At 70.0% G+C, this 21,683-nt stretch carries 15 protein-coding genes; all 15 read left to right on the top strand.

Going from position 1 to position 21,683, the window contains the following annotated elements:
- The first annotated feature begins 155 nt into the window (after positions 1-155).
- The gene (gene tssK, locus FB547_RS11985) at positions 156-1,487 is read left to right on the top strand and encodes a type VI secretion system baseplate subunit TssK (protein ID WP_145742466.1); all 1,332 of its coding nucleotides are present in this window, start codon (positions 156-158) and stop codon (positions 1,485-1,487) included.
- 32 nt (positions 1,488-1,519) lie between these two features.
- A complete protein-coding gene (locus FB547_RS11980) occupies positions 1,520-2,854 on the top strand; it encodes a DotU family type VI secretion system protein (protein ID WP_145742464.1) in 1,335 nt (444 codons plus the stop codon).
- Positions 2,851-6,450 carry a type VI secretion system membrane subunit TssM gene (tssM, locus tag FB547_RS11975; RefSeq protein WP_145742462.1) on the top strand — a complete coding sequence of 1,200 codons (3,600 nt, stop codon included), beginning with the start codon at positions 2,851-2,853 and terminating at the stop codon, positions 6,448-6,450. Before FB547_RS11980 ends, tssM begins: the two co-directional genes overlap by 4 nt.
- Positions 6,447-7,058 carry a type VI secretion system-associated protein TagF gene (gene tagF / locus FB547_RS11970; protein ID WP_261380267.1) on the top strand — a complete coding sequence of 204 codons (612 nt, stop codon included), beginning with the start codon at positions 6,447-6,449 and terminating at the stop codon, positions 7,056-7,058. Before tssM ends, tagF begins: the two co-directional genes overlap by 4 nt.
- A 631-nt stretch (positions 7,059-7,689) precedes the next feature.
- Positions 7,690-9,609, top strand: coding sequence for a serine/threonine-protein kinase (locus tag FB547_RS11965; protein WP_145742460.1), 1,920 nt, complete (start codon positions 7,690-7,692; stop codon positions 9,607-9,609).
- 54 nt (positions 9,610-9,663) lie between these two features.
- Positions 9,664-11,259 carry a murein transglycosylase A gene (locus tag FB547_RS11960; protein WP_145742458.1) on the top strand — a complete coding sequence of 532 codons (1,596 nt, stop codon included), beginning with the start codon at positions 9,664-9,666 and terminating at the stop codon, positions 11,257-11,259.
- Between the two features lie 141 nt (positions 11,260-11,400).
- Entirely contained in the window at positions 11,401-12,150 is a 750-nt protein-coding gene (locus FB547_RS11955; RefSeq protein ID WP_145742456.1) for a hypothetical protein, read from the top strand.
- A 28-nt stretch (positions 12,151-12,178) separates the two neighbouring features.
- Positions 12,179-13,360 (top strand): hypothetical protein, encoded by a 1,182-nt coding sequence (locus tag FB547_RS11950; protein WP_145742454.1) that lies wholly within the window; start codon positions 12,179-12,181, stop codon positions 13,358-13,360.
- Between the two features lie 104 nt (positions 13,361-13,464).
- Positions 13,465-15,426: a caspase family protein gene (locus FB547_RS11945; RefSeq protein WP_261380266.1), complete on the top strand. Its 1,962-nt coding sequence runs from the start codon at positions 13,465-13,467 to the stop codon at positions 15,424-15,426.
- A gap of 34 nt (positions 15,427-15,460) precedes the next feature.
- Positions 15,461-16,018, top strand: coding sequence for a type VI secretion system tube protein Hcp (locus tag FB547_RS11940; RefSeq protein ID WP_145742452.1), 558 nt, complete (start codon positions 15,461-15,463; stop codon positions 16,016-16,018).
- A 1-nt stretch (position 16,019) separates the two neighbouring features.
- Positions 16,020-16,820: a type VI secretion system accessory protein TagJ gene (locus tag FB547_RS11935; protein ID WP_145742450.1), complete on the top strand. Its 801-nt coding sequence runs from the start codon at positions 16,020-16,022 to the stop codon at positions 16,818-16,820.
- A gap of 2 nt (positions 16,821-16,822) precedes the next feature.
- Positions 16,823-17,338 (top strand): type VI secretion system baseplate subunit TssE, encoded by a 516-nt coding sequence (tssE, locus tag FB547_RS11930; protein ID WP_145742449.1) that lies wholly within the window; start codon positions 16,823-16,825, stop codon positions 17,336-17,338.
- Between the two features lie 7 nt (positions 17,339-17,345).
- A complete protein-coding gene (gene tssF, locus FB547_RS11925; RefSeq protein ID WP_145742447.1) occupies positions 17,346-19,238 on the top strand; it encodes a type VI secretion system baseplate subunit TssF in 1,893 nt (630 codons plus the stop codon).
- Complete coding sequence (gene tssG, locus FB547_RS11920) at positions 19,214-20,293, top strand: type VI secretion system baseplate subunit TssG (RefSeq protein ID WP_261380265.1); 1,080 nt, start codon at positions 19,214-19,216, stop codon at positions 20,291-20,293. Before tssF ends, tssG begins: the two co-directional genes overlap by 25 nt.
- Positions 20,290-21,624 carry a methyltransferase domain-containing protein gene (locus FB547_RS11915; RefSeq protein WP_145742443.1) on the top strand — a complete coding sequence of 445 codons (1,335 nt, stop codon included), beginning with the start codon at positions 20,290-20,292 and terminating at the stop codon, positions 21,622-21,624. Before tssG ends, FB547_RS11915 begins: the two co-directional genes overlap by 4 nt.
- Positions 21,625-21,683: the final 59 nt, after the last annotated feature.

Below are 21,683 nucleotides of genomic sequence, written 5' to 3'. Positions count from 1 at the left end.
CGCCCGGAGGTGCCCGCTCCTTTTGCGGTGCATCTACTCCCTTCGCCGTAGCTCCAAAACCCCGCATCTAGGCCGTTAGGCGGATTTGCCCGCCGCGGCGCGCGCCGGAAACTTCGTGTTTCTTTCAGGCAGCCCTTGCCGTTGACGGAGTGCGGATGAGTTGGCGAACAAAAGTGGTCTGGAGCGAGGGGATGCTGCTGCAGCCCCAGCACCTGCAGCAAAGCGAGCGTCATGCCGACCATGCGAGGCATGTGCTGTTGCGTTCCACCACGCCCTATGCCTGGGGATTCGCGGAGATCGAGATCGATCAGGCCGCGCTCACGCTGGGCAAGCTCGCACTGGTGCGCGCGGTGGGCCTCTTCGGCGACGGCACGGTGTTCGACATGCCGGCGGTCGATCCGCTGCCCGAGCCCATCGACATTCCGCCCGCCATGCGCGACGAGGCCGTGGTGCTGGCGCTGCCGCTGCGCCGCGCCGGCGCCCGCGAGGCCGACGCCGAAGACTATGAAGAGCTGGTGCGCCATCGCGTGCTGGAATCCGAGGTGCCCGACTCCAACACCGCGGGCGAGCGCACCGCGGTGCTGCAGCTGGGCCAGCTCCATACGCGCCTGATGCGCGCCAGCGAAGCCACCGACGCCTGGACCACGCTGGGCGTGGCGCGCGTGCTGGAGCGCCGCGTCGACAACCAGGTGCAGCTCGACCGCGCGATGCTGCCGCCGCTCCTGGACGTGGCGGGCCATGCGGTGATCCGTTCCTGGCTCGACGAGCTGCTGGGCCTCCTGCGCCAGCGTGGCGAGGCGCTGGCCGGCCGCATGACGCAGGGCGGCACCGGTGGCGTGGCCGAGATCGCCGACTTCATGCTGCTGCAGACCGTCAACCGCAACGAGGCGGTCTTTGCGCACCTGGCCCGAAGCGCCATGCTGCACCCGCAGCATTTCTTCGAGCATGCGCTCGGGCTGGCCGGCGACCTCGCGAGCTTTCGCGATTCGCGCCGCGTCACGCGCTTCGGCCCCTACATCCACGACGACCTGGCGCTGAGCTTCCGCCCGCTGATGGACGACCTGCGGCGCAGCCTGTCGATGGTGCTGGAGCAGTCGGCCATCCGCATCGACCTGCACGACCGCAAGCACGGCGTGCGCGTGGCGGTGGTGACCGACGTGGAGCTGCAGCGCAAGGCGACCTTCGTGCTCGCGGTGAATGCCAACATGCCGAGCGAGGCGCTGCGCGCGCGCTTTCCCACGCAGGTCAAGATCGGCCCGGTCGAGCGCATCCGCGACCTCGTCAACCTGGCGCTGCCGGGCGTCACGCTCACGCCGATGCCGGTGGCACCGCGGCAGATTCCCTTTCACACCGGCGCCAACTACTTCGAGCTCGAAACGCGCAACAGCGACCTGTGGCGCCAGCTGGAGCAATCCGGCGGCATCGCGATGCACATCGCGGGCGACTTCCCCGGCCTCGACCTCGCGTTCTGGGCCATCCGTTCCTAGCCGCACCGGGCTGACGAAAACGGAACACCATCATGAGCACACCTCCGGATCCCTTCGCCGCCTTCGAGTCGGAGCGCACGGTCATCAAGCCGAAGCCGCGCACGCCGGCCGGCACGCCGCCGCCTGCCGCCGCGCCGGCGCCCTTCTTCGGCGGCGTTGATCCGACACCCGCCGCCGAGGTCGGCGAGATCGGCCTGCTCAATCCGCTGGTCTCGGCCGCGGGCAAGCTGCTGGTGCTGATCGGAAAGCTGCGCAACCTGGTGCAGCCGCCCAACGTGCCGGCGCTGCGCGCCTCCACCGCCGACGCGGTGAACCAGTTCGATGCCGCCGCGCGCCGCGCCGGCGCCAGCAACGAATCGGTATTGGCCGCGCGCTACGTGCTGTGCACCGCGCTCGACGAGGCCGTGGCCAACACGCCCTGGGGCGTGCAGGCCGGCTGGAACAAGCAGAGCCTGCTGGTGCAGTTCCACAACGAGACCTGGGGCGGCGAGAAGGTGTTCCAGCTGCTCGCCAAGCTCGCGCAGGACGTGCCCACGCACCGCCAGCTGCTGGAGCTGATCTACAGCGTGCTCGCGCTCGGCTTCGAAGGGCGCTACCGCGTGGTCGACAACGGCCGCGCCCAGCTCGATTCGGTGCGCCAGCGCCTGGCCGACCTGATCGCCAAGGACCGTCCGCCGCTCGAGGCCGAGCTGTCGCCGCACTGGCGCGGGCAGGGCGCGGGCACGGTGCGGCTGCGCGAATCGCTGCCGCTGTGGGTGTTCGCGGCCGGCTTCGCGCTGCTGCTCGCGCTGGCCTGGTTCGGCCTGCGGCTCACGCTCAACTACCGCTCCGACACCACTTATGCCGCGGTGTCGAGCCTGCGCGTGCCCAACATCCAGATCGCGCCGCCCGCCGCGCCGGCCAAGTCGCCGCGGCTTGCGCGCTTTCTCGAACCCGAGATCAAGCAGGGCCTGGTCACCGTGACCGACGAGGCCGACCGCAGCGTGGTGCGGCTGCGCGGCGATTCCTTCTTCGGCTCCGGCAGCGCCGAGCCCATGGCTGCCTCGCTGCCGGTGCTGCGCCGCATCGGCCAGGCGCTGGCCGAGGTGAAGGGCGAGGTGCTGATCACCGGCCACTCCGACAACCAGCCGATCCGCTCGCTGCGCTATCCCTCCAACTGGCACCTGTCGGCCGCGCGCGCCGATGCGGTGAAGGGCGCGCTCACCACGCTGGTCGATCCGGCGCGCATGCGCTCCGACGGCAAGGCCGACGCCGAGCCCGTGGCCGCCAACGACACGCCGGCCAACCGTGCGCGCAACCGGCGCGTCGACATCGTGCTCCTGTCCGAGCCGGACCGCGTGGCTGCCGCGGCGGGAGTGACGAAATGATCAAGAAAATCTTCGGCTTCCTGTTCAGCCCGCTGCTGCTGACCCTGCTGGCGCTCGTCATCGTTGCGCTGCTGATCTGGTGGATCGGCCCGCTGGTGAAGATCGGCGCGTGGGTGCCGCTCGAAAGCGAGCTCGCACGCGCGCTGCTGATCGGCGCCATTGTGCTCATCGTGGTGCTGCGCGCGATCTACCGCAGGTGGCGCGCGCGCCGTGCGAGCCAGCACCTGACCGACGGCCTCATGAAGGCGCCCACCGTCAAGACCGATGCCCCCGTCAACGGCGAGCAGAAGATCCTCGACACGCGCTTCAGCGAAGCCGTGGCCACGCTCAAGCAGATGCGCCTGCATGCCGCGGGCAAGAAGCCCGGCTGGCGCGACTGGCTCTCCATTTCCGGCGGCAGCTACCTGTACGACCTGCCGTGGTACGTGTTCATCGGCGCGCCGGGCGCGGGCAAGACCACGGCGCTGGTCAACTCGGGCCTGTCGTTCCCGCTGGCCGAGAAGTTCGGCCCCGGCGCGATTCGCGGCGTGGGCGGCACGCGCAACTGCGACTGGTGGTTCACCGACGAGGCCGTGCTCATCGACACCGCCGGCCGCTACACCACACAGGACAGCCATCAGTCGGAAGACAAGAGCGCATGGGAAGGCTTCCTCGGACTGCTCAAGAAGGCGCGCCCGCGGCGGCCGCTCAACGGCGTGTTCCTGACCGTGAGCGTGGCCGACCTGCTGAGCCAGGGCCCCGAGCAGCGCACGCAGCTGGCCGCCTCCATCCGCGCGCGGCTGCTCGAGCTCGACGCCAAGCTCACCACGCGGCTGCCGGTGTACGTGCTCGTCACCAAGAGCGACCTGCTCTATGGCTTCACCGACTACTTCGACGATCTCGGCAAGGAGCAGCGCGCGCAGGTCTTCGGCTTCACGCTGGCGGCCGACGAGAACGTGCAGGCCGACGAGAAGGGGTTGTCCACCGCCTTCCACCGCGAGTTCGCGCTGCTGCACAACCGCGTCAACGACGGGCTCATCGCACGCATGCAGCGCGAGACCGACGGCACGCGGCGCGCGGCGATCTTCGGCTTTCCGGCGCAGTTCGGCTCCATCGGCTCGATGCTGTCCGACCTGCTCGACCAGGTCTTCACCGGCTCGCGCTTCGCGCAGCCGCCATGGGTGCGCGGCGTGTACTTCACCAGCGGCACGCAGGAAGGCAGCCCGATCGACCGCGTGATGGGCAGCCTTTCGCGCAGCTTCGGCATCGAGCGCGCGATGCTCGCGCCGCAGAAGTCGAGCGGCCGCAGCTACTTTCTCACCGCGCTGCTGCGCGAGGTGGTGTTCCCCGAGCAGCGCCTGGCCGGCGCCAACGTGAAGCTGGAGCGCAGGCGCCATGCGCTGCGCATGGCGGGCGTGGCGGCCATGACGCTAGTCACGATCGCGCTGCTCGCGGGCTGGGGCTACAGCACGCTGCAGAACCTCAACTACCTGAAGTCGGTCGAGGCGCGCGTCGAGCCCGCGCGCCAGACCCTGGCGGCGCTGCCTTCGCGGGTGCAGAACCTGGTCGAGGTGGCGCCCGTGCTGCAGGGCCTGCGCGACATCTGGAAAACGCCCGACAACCGCCAGGGCGACGAGCCGCTGTCGATGACGCTCGGCCTCTATCAGGGCGACAAGCTCGACGCCGCCGCCATGCTCACGCACCAGCGCGCGCTCAACGACGCCTTCCTGCCGCAGATCGCCAAGCGCATCGAGGACCAGCTGCGCACCGCGCAGAAGGACAACCTCGAGTACACCTACGAGGCGCTCAAGAGCTACCTCATGCTCTACCAGCCCGAGCACTTCGATGCCGAGGCGCTCAAGGCCTGGATCACGCTCGACTGGGCGCGCAGCCTGGACCGCGGCATTCCCGAGGACCAGCGCCAGGCGCTCGAGGACCAGCTCGACGTGCTCATCGCGCAGGGCCCGCCGCGCTCGCCGCTCAAGATGGACGAGAACCTGGTGCGCAGCGTGCGCGCCGTGCTCGCGAGCTACCCGCTGGAGCAGCGCGTGTTCAGCCGCCTGAAGCGCCAGCGCGCCACCAAGGACATTCCGGCCTTCAGCATCGCCACCGCCGCCGGTCCCTCGGCGCCGCTGGTGTTCGAGCGCATCAGCGGCAAGCCGCTGACCGAAGGCGTGCCGGGCATGTTCACCTACGACGGCTACCACAAGCGCTTCCAGAACGAGGTCACGGTGCTCACCGGCCTGCTCGCGCAGGAAGACCCGTGGGTGCTCGGGCAGGATCGCAGCGCCACCGACCGCATGCGCGACGTGGCGGCGCTCGGCGCGCTGACCGACCGCGTGCGCCGGCTCTACCTCGCGGAATACGTCAAGGTCTGGGAGGCCCTGCTGGCCGACGTGCGGCTGATCCGCGCCAGCGGGCTCGAGAAGAACATCGAGGCCGCGCGCATTCTCTCGGGCGTGGGTTCGCCGCTGGCGAACTTCCTGCGCGCGGTGGTGAAGGAAACCACGCTCATTCCCGCCGACCAGCCCAAGGACGTGGTGAGCAAGGCCACCGCCACGGTCGCCAACACCCGCAAGGGCCTGGAAGACCTGTTCGGCGGCGATCCCAACAAGCCCGTGGCCAGCGGCAAGCGCATCGAGAGCATCGTGGACGACCGCTTCGAGCCGCTGCGCCGCCTCGTCACCGCCGCCGGGCCGAACCAGCCCGCGCCCATCGACGACGCGCTCAAGCTCTTCAACGAGGTGTACGTGTACCTCAACGCCGTCGACACGGCCGTGAAGGGCCGCACCTCGCCGCCCCCCGGCGACGTGGCCGGCAAGCTCAAGTCCGACGCGGGCCGGCTGCCCGAGCCGGTGCGCACGATGGTCGAGAACCTGAGCCAGTCGGGCGCGGCGCAGGCCCAGGTGGCCGAGCGCGGCAACCTGAGCCAGGATCTGAAGCCCGTGACCGATTTCTGCAACCGCGCCATCGCGGGCCGCTATCCCTTCGTGGGCAGCAGCAAGCGCGACGTGCTGCCCGAGGACTTCGGCCAGATGTTCGGCGCCGGCGGCCTGATGGACGACTTCTTCCAGAAGCGGCTGGCCGCGCTGGTCGACACCAGCACCAAGCCATGGCGCTACAAGCCCGTGGCCGAACGCGGCGCCGTCACCACGCAGGCGCTGGCGCAGTTCGAGCGCGCCGCGCGCATCAAGGACATCTTCTTCCGCGGCGGCGGCCGCGGGCCGTCGATGCGGCTCGACTTCAAGCCGGTGGAGATGGATGCGGGCATCACGCAATTCATCCTCGACGTGGACGGCCAGCTCGTGAAATACGCGCACGGCCCGGTGGTGCCCATGGCCGTGCAGTGGCCCGGGCCCAAGGGCAGCAACCAGGTGCGCATACAGGTGAGCCCGCCTTCGGCCACCGGCAGTTCGGGCGCCGCGGTCGACGGGCCGTGGGCGCTGTTCCGCGCGCTCGACGACGGCCAGCTCGAAGCCGGCGATGCGCCCGAGAAGTTCTTCATCACCTTCCAGATCGGCGCCCGCAAGACGCGCTTCGAGGTCACGACGAACAGCGTGCAGCATCCGATCCGTTTGAAGGAACTGCGCGAGTTCTCCTGTCCGGAGGGGCTGTGAGCGTAGCCACTGCCTTGCCCGGATGGTTCGGCAAGCTGCCGGGCATGGGCGACTTCGCGCACCGGCGCCTGCCCGAGTCGTTCCGCTCGGTGTGGGACCCGTGGCTGCAGCGCGGGTTGGCGCGGCTGCGCGATCGGCATGCCGACTGGACGTCGCATTACCTCGAGGCGCCGGTCTGGTGCTTTGCACTGGGGCCGCAGGTGGTGGGGGATGGCGGGTGGATCGGCGTGCTGATGCCGTCGGTCGATGGGGTGGGGCGGTACTTTCCGTTCACGCTGGCGGTGGAGCTCGATGCTTCCGCGGGCGGGGCGCTGCAGGGCGAGGCGCTGCAGCAGGCGCTGCGGTGGTGGGCGCAGGGGACGCGGGCTGCGCTCGAAGGGCTCGAGGGGGATCTGGATGCGCTGCGGTTTGATGCGGTGCTGCAGAGGCTCTTTGCTGCGGATGGCCTCGCACCGCGCGAGGGGGCTGTGGAGTCGCTGGCCTTGCCGGGAGTGGGGGAGTCTTTGTGGATGGGCGATCCGGGCGCTGGTGAAGGGGCTCGGATGCTCGTTGCCGGATTGCCTTTGGATGTTCGGTTTGAAGCCTTGTTTTTGGGGGGTGGGGAATGAGTTTCCTGCTTCCTTTTGTTGTCGGAGGCCGGGTCTCGCCCCGGCGGGCGACTCACTTTCTTTTGCTTCGCCAAAAGAAAGTAAGCAAAGAAAAGGCGACCCTACTGTCTGCGTCCCTTCGCTTCGCTACGGGCAACCTGCGGTGCTCGCGTTTCGCGGGGTCTCGCAGAACTCGCTTCGCTCAAACAGCTGCGAGCCCTGATCCGCGAAACGCTGCGCTCCTCGGCGCAGCCAGAAGGGATGGGGAGAAGACAGGCCATCGCTTCGCTCGGCCCCAATGTCAACTCCAGCAGCCAATACCAACCACCGCGGCGCTGCGCGCCGCGGTGGCTTGGTGGCCGAGCGAAGCAAAGGCCCGTTTGGTTTGCCCCCCCCTCTGTATGCGCCGAGGAGCGGAGCGTTTCGCGGATCAGGGCTCGCCCTTGTTTGAGCGAAGCGAGTTTGGGCGAGACCCCGCGAAACGTGAGCACCGCAGGTTGCCCCGTAGCGCAGCGAAGGGGTCGCAGACAGTGGGGTCGCCTTTCTTTTGCCTACGTTTCTTTGGCGAAGCAAAGAAAAGTAGGTCGCCCGCCGGGGCGAGTCCCGGCCCCGGAAAGCAAACACGCCAAGCAATACAAAAAGGAGCCAGTCAATGACCGAAGCTCCAGGAACCAGCATGCCCCCCGAAGACGACCGCACCCGCGTCATGTCGAGGCCCGCCCAGTCCGCGAGCAACGAGACCGAGACCGACACCGCCGCCACCGTCATCACATCCGGCTCCACAAGCCTCTCCAATGCGCCTGCAGCCGCCGCTGCAGAAACCAGCGAGGCCGGCCTCCTCCCCGTGGGCAGCCGCCTCGCAGAATTCGAGATCACGCGCGTCGTCGGCCAGGGCGGCTTCGGCGTCGTCTACGAAGCCTGGGACCACACGCTCGAACGCGTGGTCGCCATCAAGGAATACCTGCCGACTTCGCTGTCGACAAGGCAACAGGACGGCACGGTGGTCCCGCTCTCCGAGCGCCACCGCGAAACCTTCGACCTCGGCATGCGCAGCTTCATCAACGAAGCCCGCCTGCTCGCGCAGTTCGACCATCCCTCGCTGCTGAAGGTCTACCGCTTCTGGCAGGAGCGCGGCACCACCTACATGGTGATGCCGTTCTACCGCGGCGACACGCTGCGCCAGGCGCTGGTCTCCATTCCCGCGGGCGTGGACGAGGCCTGGCTGATCCGCATCATGGACGGCGTGACGCAGGCGCTGGCGGTGATGCACGGCGCCAACTGCTACCACCGCGACATCGCGCCCGACAACATCATCCTGCTCGAAGGCTCCGGCCGGCCGGTGGTGCTCGACTTCGGCGCCGCGCGCCGCGTGATCACCGACAAGACGCAGGCGATCACCGTCATCCTCAAGCCGGGCTACGCGCCCATCGAGCAGTACGCCGAGATGCCCGACATGTCGCAGGGCGCGTGGACCGACGTCTACGCGCTCGCGGCGGTGATGCACGTGGCCGTCTGCGGACGCGCGCCGCCGCCCTCGGTGGCGCGGCTTTTGTCCGACAGCTACGTGCCGCTCGCGGGCAACGACATCCTGCGCCAGCGCTACAGCCTGCGTTTGCTGCAGGCGATCGACGCGGGCCTGGGCGTGCGGCCCGAGTCGCGGCCGCAGTCGATGGCCGAGTTCCGCGCCGCGCTCGACCTGGAGGTGGGCCACAGCATCGCGCCGCCGCCGCGCACCACGCCCGGCGGCTCCGGTGCGCGCGGCACCAGCAACGCCGACCTGCCGACGACGATCGGACGCGGCAAGGCATCACCCGCGCCGGCACCTGCTGCGGGCGTGGGCGCCGGCGGAAAGAACAACGGCAAGGCCCTGGCCGCGATCGCCACGGTGGCCGTGCTGGCCGCCGCCGGTGGCGGCTGGTGGTGGTACCAGGGCCGCACCACCGCGGGCGCGGAAGGGGACAACAACAGCGGCAAGCAGGTCGCCGTCGCACCGCCGCCACCACCCGAACCGCGCGTGGTCCAGGCGCCGCCGCCGCCACCGCCTCCTCCCCCGCCGGCGCCCCGCACGCCGCTCGAATCGCTGCAGTCGCTCGCGGCCGGCGCCGCGCCGGGCTTCGACGTGACGGCCGCGCCAAAGAAGCCCGAGGTGTCGATCGGCAAGGACAAGCTGGCCTTCGAGGTCCGCAGCAAGCGCGAGGGTTTCGTCTACGTGTTCCTGCTGTCCAGCGGCGGCGAGATGTTCCTGCTGTTCCCGAACCTGCTCGACAAGTACAACAAGATCACCGCCGGCAGCCCGCTCTCGCTGCCGCGTGCCTCCTGGCCGATGGATGCGGGCGGCCCGGCCGGCACCAACCAGTTCGCGGTGCTCGTGAGCCAGCACGAGCGCGACTTCAGCGCCTCGGGCGTGCAGAACGACGGCGTGTTTCCGCAGTTTCCGCTGCCCGTGCTGGCGGCGCTCGAAGCCAGCCGCGGCACGGGTCCTTCGCCTTTGCTGGGCAAGCCGGTCTGCGCGCCCGGCACCCCGTGCAACGACGTCTACGGCGTCGCGAATTTCAAAATCGTCGAGAAGTAATCGTCTGCAGAGCGTTGGCCCGATGGGCCGTTCTTTTCGGACAAGGAGGCTTTCATGAACACACCACAGTCGCCGGTCTTCACTACCGCCCTGCGCTGGGCCGCTGCCGCTGCCGCCGTGCTTGCCGCGGGCTGCGCCGGCACGCCGCCGGCCGCGACCTCCGGCGCCGCCGCCGCAGACATGGCGGCCGGACAGTCGACAGCCGCAACGCCGCCACCACCACGACCGGCCGCCTCGAACACCGCCGGCCAGGCGCGCACCTTCTCGACCCAGCTGGCCACCTACACATCGGTCAGCTTCGATGCCGTGCCTGGCTGGGCGCGCGACGACTTCTCCGAAAGCTGGCCGGCCTTCCTCGGCAGCTGCAAGGTGCTCACCGGCCGCGGCGCCGAGTGGAAGGAGGTGTGCGCGCGCGCCCTGCGTGTCGACAGCAAGAACAACAGCGCGATCCGCGCCTTCTTCGAGCAGGAGTTCTCGGCCTACCAGATCCGCGACGACGACCGCAAGCCCGATGGCGTGGTCACCGGCTACTTCGAGCCCGAGATCCCGGGCAGCCGGCAGTACGCGGCGCCGTTCATCTACCCGGTCTACGGGCAGCCCGAGGACATGCTGTTTGCCGACGCGCGCAAGCTGCCGGCCGGCAACGGCACGGTGGCGGCGCGGGTCGAGGGCCGCAACGTGGTAGTGCAGACCGGCCTCAGCACGCGCGACATGGGCGCGCCGGGGCTCTATGCGCTCGACCTCTCCGGCATCACGCGCGACACGCTCGACCGCAAGGTCCGCCTGCGCATCGAAGGCAAGCAGCTGTTGCCCTACTACACGCGCGAAGAGATCGAGACCAAGGGCGCGCCCAATGCGCGCGTGCTGGCCTTCGTGAGCAGCGCCACCGCGCTCTACGAGATGCAGATCCAGGGCTCGGGCCGCATCAAGCTGGCCAACGGCGACATCATCCGCGTGGCCTATGCCGAGCAGAACGGCCAGCCCTTCCGTCCCACGCTGGCGCAGGCGGCCAACGGCAAGCCGCGCAGTCCGGTCAAGGTGCGCGGCTCGTCCATCGAACTGCAGCTCGATGACGGCGACGAGGACGACGACGTCGGCGACACCTCGACCAGCACCATCCGCACGCGCGGCTTCACGCTTGCGCGGCCCACCGCCAGCGGCGCGGTGCTGGTGCCAGGGCGGCGCACGGCCGGGCCGGTGATCGGCTCGGGCATCAAGGACCCGAGCTACGTGTTCTTCAAGGAGTCGCCCTCGCCCTCGGGCGGGCCGGTGGGCGCGTTCGGCGTGCCGCTGTCGGCGGGCCGCTCGATCGCGGTGGACCCGCGCAGCACGCCGCTCGGCTACCCGGTGTTCGTCTCCACGCGTGCACCCGGCACCGGTGCACCGATGCAGCGGCTGACCATTGCGCAGGACACCGGCGGCGCGATCCGCGGCGCGGTGCGGGCCGACTACTTCTTCGGCAACGGCCAGCAGGCCGCGAACAACGCGCGCCGCATGAAGGAGCGCGGCCAGCTCTGGATCTTGCTGCCGCGCGGCCTGGCCGTGGCCACGGCGGCGGTGTCCTCGGCCATCCGCACGCGCGGCGGCCCGGCGGGCGCCGGCCTGCCGCAGTGCCTGGTGCCGACCGAAGGCGTATGCGTGGACGACTGATCGACTCGGGTCTTCAACCATGGGCGCGACAGGGCTTGTTCGGGAAACACCGCGGAACCGGCTTTGCCGGGCCGCTGGTGTTGCCCCCTGCAAGGGGGTGGGCGAAGCGACACGAAGTGCGCGGAGCCTGGGGGTGAGCCAATGAATGAAACGCTGTCGTCCGCGGAAAGCACCGAGCTCGTGCGCCTCTGGCGTCGCCGGCAGACGCTGTCCCCCGACGACATGGGCACCATGTACCGCATCGTCGGCAATGCGCTCGTGGCCTGCAACCCGCCCGAGCTCCAGGTGCTGGGCGAGGGCCGGCAGGAGCTGGTGGCGCAGTTCATCTACGTGAAGGTGCTGCGGCTCGATGCCGATCCCGACGAGGCCGACGAGCGCGCGGGCCACAGCGCACCCTCCAGCGCCTTTGCGCTGTGCGCCTACTTCCGCCGCTACCTGATCGACTGCACGCGCGCCAGCGCGTTCCGGCGCAAGCTCTCGATCGGCGAGCAGGTCAGCGAGGCGCAGCTCGAAGAAGCACTGGGCGCCGGTGAAGACCTCGAGGGCTGCCTCGCTGAGCACGGCCTGAGCGCGAGCGCGGTGCAGCTGGCCGCGCGCGCCTTCATTGCCGGACTGCCCGAGCCCGAGCGCATCCTGCTGTGCGAGGGCTTCGGCAGGGAGGCCGAGGGCGGCCTCTCGGGCATTGCCTCGCGCCACGCCATCGCCTCCTACCACTACCGCGCGGGCCGGCTGGGCCTGGTGCACAAGCGCGAAGGCCTCACCGCCGACTACGCCAGGACCCGCCTGGGCGGCTGGATCCAGCAGACCCTGGGCATTGCGATCGAGCCCGGCAACATGGCGGCGATCCTGCAGGTTTTCAAAATCCTCGGTGCTGAAGCGTCTTATGCCTGAAGACATAGCCATTCAGGAACAGACCGCCATGAACACCGACCTCTGGCCCCCGCTCAGCGTGATCCGAAGCGCGCTCCAGGCCGCGGGCGCCGCGCCTGCAATACCTGGCATGTCCGGCGCACCCGGCCAGGAAGCCGCCGTGGCGGCCGTCGCGATGCCCGGTGCCGCACCCCATGCCGTGCCGCAGGGCACCGCGGCTGCGCCGCCGCGCGCGGTGCTCGATCTTGTGCTTCCGCTCACCGAATTGGCCCGGCGCCGCGAGGCTGTCGCCCAGCGCGCCTTCAGTGCGCGCTGGGCGCCGGGCCGCCTCGTGAGCGTGGTGCATGAAGGGCGGCTGCTCGGCGTGCTGCTCGACCGCTGCATCCACGGCAACCTGTGGCAGGGCTGGATGGCCGCGGGCGAGGCCGACTGGGCCGGGCCTTTCGACGTGCTGCTCGAGCCCGACGACGAGCCCTTCGAGCCGGCTTTCGGCCTGGTGCAGGCCTGGAACATGCTCACGCTCGAACCGAGTCCGCAGCTGTGCGCGCGCGTGCTCGGCGAAGTCTCGGCGACCCGGCTCGCCGCGATCCGCGCGGTGCATGACGAATGGGCCGCGCAGGCGCCGCTGGCCATCGCGCCCGAGCCCGGCCGCATCGCGCTGCGCACCGTGGGCGGCGTGTTCTCGGTGCTGTCCGGCACGCCGCTCGGTGCGCAGGACCCGCGCGCCGACTACCAGGCGCTGTACCGCGCGGCCGGCCTGCAGCTGAGCCCGGCGCGTGTGCCGTCCCCCGGCGCGACGCCGGCCACCGCACCGGCTTTCCCGCGCGCCCGGCCGCAGGAGCGGCCCGAGGGCGGCTGGTGGGGCAGCATCCGGCACTGGTTCGGTTCCGGCGGATGGCTGCGTCCCGCATTTGCGGTACTGGCGCTGTTTGCGGTGGTGCAGAACGCCGGCCTGCTCGGCAGCCGGGATGCGGAACAGGACGATGTGCGCTTTCGTGCCGTGCCCGCAGCGCCCGCTGCAACACAGGCCAACCTGGTGGTGCGCTGGAAAGACGGCGTGCGCGTCGACGAGGCCGACCGACTCCTGCAGGCGGTGCCGGCCGAGGTGGTCGGCGGCCCGGGTGCGAACGGCGTCTGGCGGCTGCGCGCGGCCGATCCGGTCGGCGGCCTTGCGGTGCTCGCGGCATCGCCACTGGTCGAATCGGCCGGGCCCGCGACGGAACGGCCATGACGTTCACGCTGCGTCCGCTTTTCTCCCTCCCCCGCCGGGGGAGGGCAGGGGTGGGGGCAGGCGGCGCATCCATCGGGCGCTCTGCCTGCCCCCGATCGCGTTGCTTGCGGCTGCTGCCGGTGCTGGCGCTGATCGCGTTCGCCGGCAGCGCCTTCGCCACCCAGCGCGCGCTGCTCGTCGGCGTCTCCGAGCTCGTCAACCAGCCGCAGTCGCTCTGGCTGCAGGCGCCGCGCAACGACGTGATGCTGATGCGCGATGCCTTGCTGAAGCAGGGCTTTGCGGCATCCGACATCACCGTGCTCGCCGACGGCGTGGGCGGCGCGGTGCTGCCCGAATCGCAGGCCATCCACGATGCGCTCGGCCGGCTGCTCGCGCAATCGAGAAGCGGCGACTTCGTGCTGCTCTACTTCTCGGGCCACGGCACCCGCCTGCGCGACACCAGCAAGCTTTACCAGGAGCCCGACGGCCTTTCGGAAAACTTTCTCGCACGCGATGTGCGCGGCACGCTCGGCAGCGACGGCGCGCTCACGGGCGACCTGCGCGATGCCGATCTCGATGCCTGGATCCAGGCCTTCCTGGCACGCAACGTGTTCGTCGCCTCCGTCTTCGATACCTGCTCGGCAAACTCGATGACCCGCAGCAGCACGGCCGAGAGCCCGCTCGTTGCCGAAGGGCCGGCCGACGACGAGGTGCGCTGGCGCGGGCTGCGCATCGGCCAGCTGATCGGCGCATCCGGTCCGGCCGCGCGCGCCGCCGTGGCGCGGCCTGCCGCGGCCGAGCCGGTGCCGCGCGCGCGCTATGTCGCGCTCTTCGCTTCCGAGAGCCACCAGATCACGCCCGAGCTGCGCCTGCCGCGCAAGAGCCGCAATGCACGCCCGCAGGGCCTCTTGACCTGGGCCGTGGTGGAGGCGCTCTCGCGCAGGCCCGCCACCTGGCGCGACCTGTTCGATGGCGTGCTCGCGAGCTATCCGCCGGTGATCGACGAACTCGCGCAGCGCTTTCCCACGCGCGAGCTGCCATCGCCTGTGGCCGAGGGCAACCTCGATGCGCCGATCTTCGCCAACCGCGCACAGCCGGTTTCGACGCGGCCGGTCTGGCGCGCGCAGCGCTCCGGCGACACACTGGTCCTGCAGGCCGGCCAGCTCGACGGCCTGGTGGCGCAGCAGCCGCTGCGCGTGCTGGCCACGATGGAAGACGGCACGGTGCGCAGCGCCGAGGGCCTGCTCCTGCAGGCCTACACCGACAAGGCGCGCATGGCCGTGCCGCCCGCGCTGCGCGAGCTGTCCGGCGCCGCGCTCTGGAACATCACGCCGCTCGGCGAGCCGGCTTCGGTCGCGCTGCGCGTGCGCGCGGAGCAGGGCTTGCCGCCCGGGCTGAGTCTCGACTACCCCGCCTCGGTCGTCGCCGTGGCCGAGGCGGACGGCGCCGACGTGCACTGGAGCGCCACCCGGCTCGAAGTACTCTCGGCCGCGCTCGGTGCGGGCGCAAGGCCTTTGCCGACCGATTCCGCAGCCGCCCGCCGGCATCTCGAAATGCTGGCCCGGCTCAAGTGGCTCAACCAGCTCTACACCATTGCCAGGGATGCGCAGTTCGATGGCTTCGAGGCGCTGTTCGAAGTGTGGAACGGCGATCGCCTGGTGCGCAGCGGTCCGGCGCGGCAGGCCGGCGCCGGGCTGCTGCCGCTGCGCGGCGGCGAGCGCGCCGTGCTCAACGTGCGCAACACCACCGGGCGCTCGGTGGACCTTGTCGTCGTCGGCATCGATCCGCAGGGCGGCGCGCGCCAGGTCTATCCCGGCGACCCGGGCGAGACCAACCGCTTCAAGCGCGGCACGCGCGACGCGCCCGCCGTCAAGCGCTTCGAGCTGCCCTGGTTCAACGCCGAAGGCGGCCGGCTGCTGGTGCTGGCCGCGCCGGCAACGCCCTACAGCGCGCCGCGCCTGTTCGGCGCGGGCACGGCCGACGGAGTGGCCCAGGTGCGGGTGCGCGGCGCCCTGCAGCCGGACAGCGAACGGCAGAGCTTTGCCGCGATGGTGCATTGGGCGGGCGAAGCCTTGCCCGCCAGGTAACGACAGACAACCGGATTTTTTTCAGGAGATCGACATGAGCTGGACCTACGATGGAAAACTGGACCCCGACGAGGCCCTGCGCCTGCTCGACTACCTGTCGGGCGAATCGGGCAACGACTTCGCGATGATGATCGAGAGCAAGGGTTCGCCGATCGAAGGGGAGTCCAAGCGCACGTACGAGGATGGCAAGCAGCGCATGGACATCGGCGGCTATTCGTACAAGTCCGACGTCGTCGTGCCGCCCGGCTCCAGCAAGGGCAAGCTGCGCAACCATGCCTTCATCGTGATCCGCGACTGCGATGCGGCCACGGCCTCCATCGCGAGCCTGCTGAAGAGCCAGGACAGCGACCTGAAGGTGACCATCTCCGTTTTCAAGGCCGGCGGCGACAGCTCGAAAGACCTGCAGTCGCACCTCGAATTCGTGCTCGAGGGCGCGCGCGTGAACTGCCATGCCATCGTCACCGGCGGCACGCCCAAGCGGCCCTGCGACATCATCTTCTTCGACTACACGAAGCTGGAGATCCGTTCGGCGCCGCAGCAGCAGACGGGCGCGCGGGGAGCCGTGCGCACCTGCACCTTCGCGGGGAACTGACATGGCCACCTCCGCTGAACTCCTCAAGTCCGCCGACCCTGCCGCCGCGCTCAAGGCCCTGAGCGACGAGGTCCGCGCCAGGCCCGCCGACAGCAAGCACCGCGTCTTCATGGCGCAGCTGCTGTGCGTGCTGGGCCAGTGGGAACGCGCGCTCAACCAGCTCACCGTCGCGGCCGAGCTCGATGCGCTTGCCGTTCCCATGAAACAGGTGTATGGCGACGCCGTGCGCTGCGAAGGCCTGCGCGCCGAGGTGTTTGCCGGCACGCGCACGCCGATGGTCTTTGGCCAGCCCGACGAATGGCTGGCGCTGCTGATCGAATCGCTGCTGCGCCAGGGCCGTGGCGAGAACGAACTGGCCGAAGACCTTCGCCAGCGGGCCTTCGACGGCGCACCCGCCATCGCCGGCACCATCGACGGCGCGCCCTTCGAATGGCTGGCCGATGCCGACATGCGCCTGGGCCCCGTGCTCGAAGCCTTCGTCAACGGCAAGTACTACTGGATTCCCTACGCCCGGCTCGCGCACATCAAGATCGATCCGCCCGAGGACCTGCGCGACTGCGTCTGGATGCCCGCGCACCTGCAGTTCGAGAACGGCGGCGAGACGCTGGCGCTCATTCCCACCCGCTACGAAGGCACCGAGAAGAGCCAGGACGGCGAGCTGCTTCTCGCGCGCAAGACCGAGTGGCGCGAACTGCGCCCCGAGGTCTGGGCCGGCTGCGGCCAGCGCGTGCTCGGCAGCGATGCCGGCGAATACGCGCTCATGGATGTGCGCGAGATCCTCTTCGAAAGCCAGGGCGCATAGCCATGGCCGAACTCACCGCCCAGGAACGCCTGCAGCCGTCGCTGCTCGACCGCCTGGTGGACGACGCGCCCACCGAGAAGCGCGAGAGCGACGACAAGCGCACGCTCACCAAGCAGGCGCTGCGCTCGGCCGTGCTGCGCGACCTGAGCTGGCTCTTCAACGCCACCGGCTTCGGGCTGGCCATGGACGACAGGCAATACCCGAACGCGGCGCGCTCGGTCATCAACTACGGATTGCCTATGCTGTCTGGCCAGTTCACCTCGTCGGTGCAGCGTGTCAGCATGGAACAGGCTTTGAAGAACGCAATCCTGCAGTTCGAGCCGCGCATTTTGTCCCGCACTCTCGAAGTTGAACTCGTCATGGAAGGCTCGGCACTCGACTCGCACAACAGCATCGGCCTGCAGATCCGCGGCATGCTGTGGGCGCAGCCCGTGCCGCTCGAGTTCCTGATGCGAAGCCGCGTAGACCTGGAAGAAGGACGCATCGAGATCGTGGACATGGCGCAAAACCCAAGGTGAGTCCGACATGGACCCTCGGCTGCTGAACCTGTATGAACAGGAACTGCGCTATTTCCGCGAGAGCTCCTCGGAGTTCGCGCGCGCCTTTCCGAAGATCGCGCACCGCCTGGGCATCGAAGGCCAGGAGGTCGCCGATCCGTACGTCGAGCGGCTGATCGAGGCCACGGCCTTCCTGTCGGCGCGCGTCAATCTCAAGCTCGACGCCGAATACCCGCGCTTCACGGGCCACCTGCTCGACATCGTCTATCCGAATTTCCTCGCGCCCACGCCGGCGATGGCGGTCGTCTCGTTCTCGCCCGATCTCGACGACGCCAACCTCGCGACCGGTCCGAAGCTGCCGCGCGGCGCTGGGCTGCGCGCGCGCCAGGCCGTGGGCCAGAACACGCATTGCGAGTTCCGCACGGCGAGCGCATTGCGCATCTGGCCGATCGAGGTGCGGCGTGCCCAGTACTTCACCTATGCGCCCGATCTGCCGCTCGCCACGCACCCCCAGTCCCGTGCCATCCGCGGCGGCCTGCGCATCACGCTGCATGCGACGGCGGGGCTCAACTTCAGCCAGATCGCGCTCGACGAGCTGGTGCTGCACCTGGGCGGCGCCGAAGACGTGGCCTGGCAGCTGCAGGAGTGCGCGTTGGGCCAGCCCATCGGCGTGATGGTGCGGCCGCTGTCGCCCACCGGCGCCTTGCAGGGCGCCGCGCAGAGCCTGCCGGCCACGGCGATCCAGCCGGTCGGCTTCGAGGACGACGAGGCGCTGCTGCCGGTCACGGCCACCGGCTTCTCGGGCTTTCGCCTGCTGCAGGAGTACTTCGCGTTTCCACAGCGCTTCCAGTTCCTGCGCATTGCCGGGCTGCAATCGGTGCTCTCGGCGATGCCGGTCGCCGAGGTCGAGCTCGTGCTGCTGTTCTCGCGCGGCGATGCGGCGCTCGAAAAACTGGTGAGCGCCGACAACGTGCAGCTGCACTGCGTGCCGGTGGTCAACCTGTTCAACAAGCGGCTCGACCGCGTGCCGCTGACCGAAGGCGTGAGCCAGTTCCACCTGGTGCCCGACCGCACGCGGCCGCAGGACTTCGAGGTGCACACCGTCACCGAGGTGATCGGCCATGGCGCGCCCGGTGCCGATGCCACGGCGGCCGAGCAGGTGTTCCGGCCGTTCTACTCGGCCTTCCACGGCACGCGGCACAGCCACCCGGCCTACTTCACGACCACGCGCGAGCCGCGCATGCTGTCGGTGCGCCAGCGCACCGAGGGCCATCGCAGCAGCCACATCGGCTCGGAGGTCTACATGCAGATCGTCGATCCGCAGCAGGCGCCGTACGCGGCCACGCTGCGGCAGCTCGCGGTGACGGCCATGTGCACCAACCGCGACCTGCCGCTGCTGATGCCGCTGGGCCGCGACAACGACTTCGATTGCGTCGATTCCTTCCCCGTGCAGCGCGTGCGCATGGTGCGCGGCCCGTCGCGGCCAGTGTCGCCGGTGGTGAGCCAGGGGCTGGGCTGGCGGGTGGTCGATCACCTGGCGCTCAACTACCTCTCGATCTCCGACAGCACGCCGGAACAGGGCGCCGCCGCCTTGCGCGAAACACTGATGCTCTATGCCACGCACGCCGACGAGATGCGCCAGGGCCAGGTGCGCGGGCTGCTCTCGGTGAAAGCCAAGCCCGTGGCGCGCCGCCTGCCGCTCAAGGGGCCGATCGCCTTCGGGCGCGGGCTCGAGGTGACGCTCGAGGTCGACAAGGACGCATTCCACGGCCACAGCGTGTTCCTGTTCGGCGCGGTGATGGCGCGCTTTCTCGCGCGCCACGTGGAGGTCAACCATTTCGTCGAGACCGTGCTGCGCGTGGCGGGCAAGGGCGAGACCATGCGATGGAGGCCGCTGTGCGGGACCCGGCAGATTCTGTAGCCGGGAGAGTCGACACCGCGCTGCGCGGGTGGTCGGCCGAGCCGTGGTCCTTCGACTACTTCGCGGTGCTGCGCCGGCTGGAGTCGGTGGCCGCGACCACGCCGCGCTGGGGCCGCGCATTGCTGCCGAGCGCGGAGCCGGTGCGCGTGGGGCAGGAGCCGTCACTGTCGTTCGCGCCGGCCAGCTTCAGCCGCTTCGAGCCGGCAAGCACGCATTCGCCGCCGCGCCTGCGCCAGCATTTCTTCAGCTATGTCGGGCCCAACGGTCCGCTGCCGGTTCATTTGAGCGACTTCATCCGCGAGCGCAGCCTGAACCATGGCGATCCGACCTGGCTGGCCTTTCTCGACAGCTTCCTGCACCGCTTCTCGCTGCACTTCTATCGCGCATGGGCGCAGGCGCGGCCCGCGGTGGCGCTCGACCGGCCGGGCGAGGACCGCTTCCGCCTGCAGGTCGGCGCCTTCGTGGGCATTGGCACGCCGGGGCGCATCGAGCGCGACGAGGTGCACGACGATGCGCGCCTGCATTTCTCGGGCTGGCTCGCGCGCCGCGTGCACAACGCAGAGAGCGTGGAATCCGTGCTGAGCAGCTATTTCGGCGTGCCGGTGAAGCTCGAGCGCTGGGTCGGCCACTGGATGAGCCTGCCCGCCGGCGAGCTCACGCGGCTGGGGCAGGGTGAGAGTTCGCGCTCGATGGGCATGGGCGCGATGCTCGGCAAGCGCGCGTGGGACCGGCAGCACCGCGTGCGCCTGCACATCGGCCCGCTCACGCTCGCGCAGTACCGCATGTTCCTGCCGATCGGCAATGCGCAGCCGGTGCTGCAGCGCTGGATGCAGCAGCTGCTCGGCGACGAACTCGAATGGGACGCCGAGCTGGCGCTCGAGAAGGCCGAGGTACCCGCCACGCGCCTCGGCCAGGCCAAAGGCAGCGCGCCGCGCCTGGGCTGGGTCTCGTGGCTCGGCCAGCGCACGCGCGCGAAGGACGCGGCGGACGTGCGCATCGGCAGCCGCCCGATGAGCGCCCGTACCGCCCGGGCCACCGCGGGAGCCGCCGCATGACGACGACGCCCGTGCACCCGGACACGATGACGCACGCGGCCGCGCTGGCGCAAGCCGCGGCCCTGGTCAAGGCGCAGCAGCTGGACGCGGCGGACGAATTGCTCGACCGCCTCCTGGAGGCCGCGCCGGCCGACCCCGACGCCCTGCACTACCGGGGCCTGCTGCGCCATGCGCAAGGCCGCAGCAACGAGAGCATCGCGCTGATCGGACGGTCGCTCACGCTGCAACCCGCGCAGAGCGGCGCCTGGAACAACCTGGGCAACCTGCTGGTCGAGGCCGGCCGCATCGACGATGCAATGCGCGCCTACGGCAACAGCGTCTCCTTCGCAAAAGGAGGCGACGAGGGCGCCGATGCGCTGAGCAACATCGCATCGCTCGAACGCCGCAAGGGCCACTGGCAAGCCGCCGAGCGTTTCAGCCGACAGGCGATCGAACTGCGGCCGGAATTCAGCGAGGCCTGGTACAACCTGTCGATCGCGCTGATGGAACAGGGGCGCATCCATGAGAGCGTCATTGCCAACAGCCGTGCGGTGCTGCTGCAGCCGCGCAACCTGAGCGCCCGCTCGCAGGTGATTCGCGCGCTGGAACTGCTCGGCGAGCATGAGCAGGCCCTCGGCATGTACCGGGAATGGCTGGCCGAAGATCCAGGCAATCCCGTGGTCACGCACCTGCTGGCTGCCTGCGAGGGGCATGCGCCCGCGCGCGCCAGCGACGGCTATGTGGAGACCGTGTTCGACAGCTACGCCGGAAGCTTCGACGCCAGCCTGGAGAAGCTGCACTACCGCGCGCCCGAGCTGGTGGCGCAGGCGGTGCACCAAATGCATGGCGCGCCGGCCGCGAGTCTGGCGGTGGTCGATGCCGGCTGCGGCACCGGACTCTGCGCGCCGCTGCTGCGGCCCTGGGCCGCGCACCTGGCCGGTTGCGACCTGTCGGTCGGCATGCTGCAGCGCGCCGAGCAACGCGGCGGCTACGACGTGCTGCACAAGGCCGAGCTCACCCACTACCTGCAGACCCAACCCGGCCGCTTCGACCTGGTGGTGTCGGCTGACACGCTGTGCTACTTCGGCGACCTGCACGAGGTGCTGGCAGCCGCCGCGCGCGCGCTGCGCCCGGCAGGCGGGGTGGTGTTCACGGTCGAGGCCATGCCCGGGGGCCAGGACGACTTCAGGCTCGAAGGCAGCGGCCGCTACCGCCATGCGGCCGCGCATCTCGAGGCCTGCCTTGCGGCCGCCGGTTTCGGTGCCGTGCGCATCGAGCCGATCGTCCCGCGCCGCGAAGCGGGGCAGGACGTGCAGGGATGGCTGGCGAGCGCAAGGCTTTCTGCGCATTGACGCCGGATACGGATCGCCGAACTTCGAATTTACCGGCATGAATCGTCTTCAACAGATAC

The organism is Variovorax beijingensis (assembly GCF_007828835.1).
In the GTDB taxonomy this organism is placed as follows: Bacteria; Pseudomonadota; Gammaproteobacteria; order Burkholderiales; family Burkholderiaceae_C; genus Variovorax; species Variovorax beijingensis_A.
The sequence above is the reverse complement of the archived record's forward strand: the minus strand, read 5'-3'. Positions and strand labels throughout refer to the sequence as shown.

Coding starts and splice junctions, on each gene's coding strand:
- tssK (WP_145742466.1), top strand. CDS start 156: ATGAGTTGGCGAACAAAAGTGGTCTGGAGCGAGGGGATGCTGCTGCAG.
- FB547_RS11980 (WP_145742464.1), top strand. CDS start 1,520: ATGAGCACACCTCCGGATCCCTTCGCCGCCTTCGAGTCGGAGCGCACG.
- tssM (WP_145742462.1), top strand. CDS start 2,851: ATGATCAAGAAAATCTTCGGCTTCCTGTTCAGCCCGCTGCTGCTGACC.
- FB547_RS11965 (WP_145742460.1), top strand. CDS start 7,690: ATGACCGAAGCTCCAGGAACCAGCATGCCCCCCGAAGACGACCGCACC.
- FB547_RS11960 (WP_145742458.1), top strand. CDS start 9,664: ATGAACACACCACAGTCGCCGGTCTTCACTACCGCCCTGCGCTGGGCC.
- FB547_RS11955 (WP_145742456.1), top strand. CDS start 11,401: ATGAATGAAACGCTGTCGTCCGCGGAAAGCACCGAGCTCGTGCGCCTC.
- FB547_RS11950 (WP_145742454.1), top strand. CDS start 12,179: ATGAACACCGACCTCTGGCCCCCGCTCAGCGTGATCCGAAGCGCGCTC.
- FB547_RS11940 (WP_145742452.1), top strand. CDS start 15,461: ATGAGCTGGACCTACGATGGAAAACTGGACCCCGACGAGGCCCTGCGC.
- FB547_RS11935 (WP_145742450.1), top strand. CDS start 16,020: ATGGCCACCTCCGCTGAACTCCTCAAGTCCGCCGACCCTGCCGCCGCG.
- tssE (WP_145742449.1), top strand. CDS start 16,823: ATGGCCGAACTCACCGCCCAGGAACGCCTGCAGCCGTCGCTGCTCGAC.
- tssF (WP_145742447.1), top strand. CDS start 17,346: ATGGACCCTCGGCTGCTGAACCTGTATGAACAGGAACTGCGCTATTTC.
- FB547_RS11915 (WP_145742443.1), top strand. CDS start 20,290: ATGACGACGACGCCCGTGCACCCGGACACGATGACGCACGCGGCCGCG.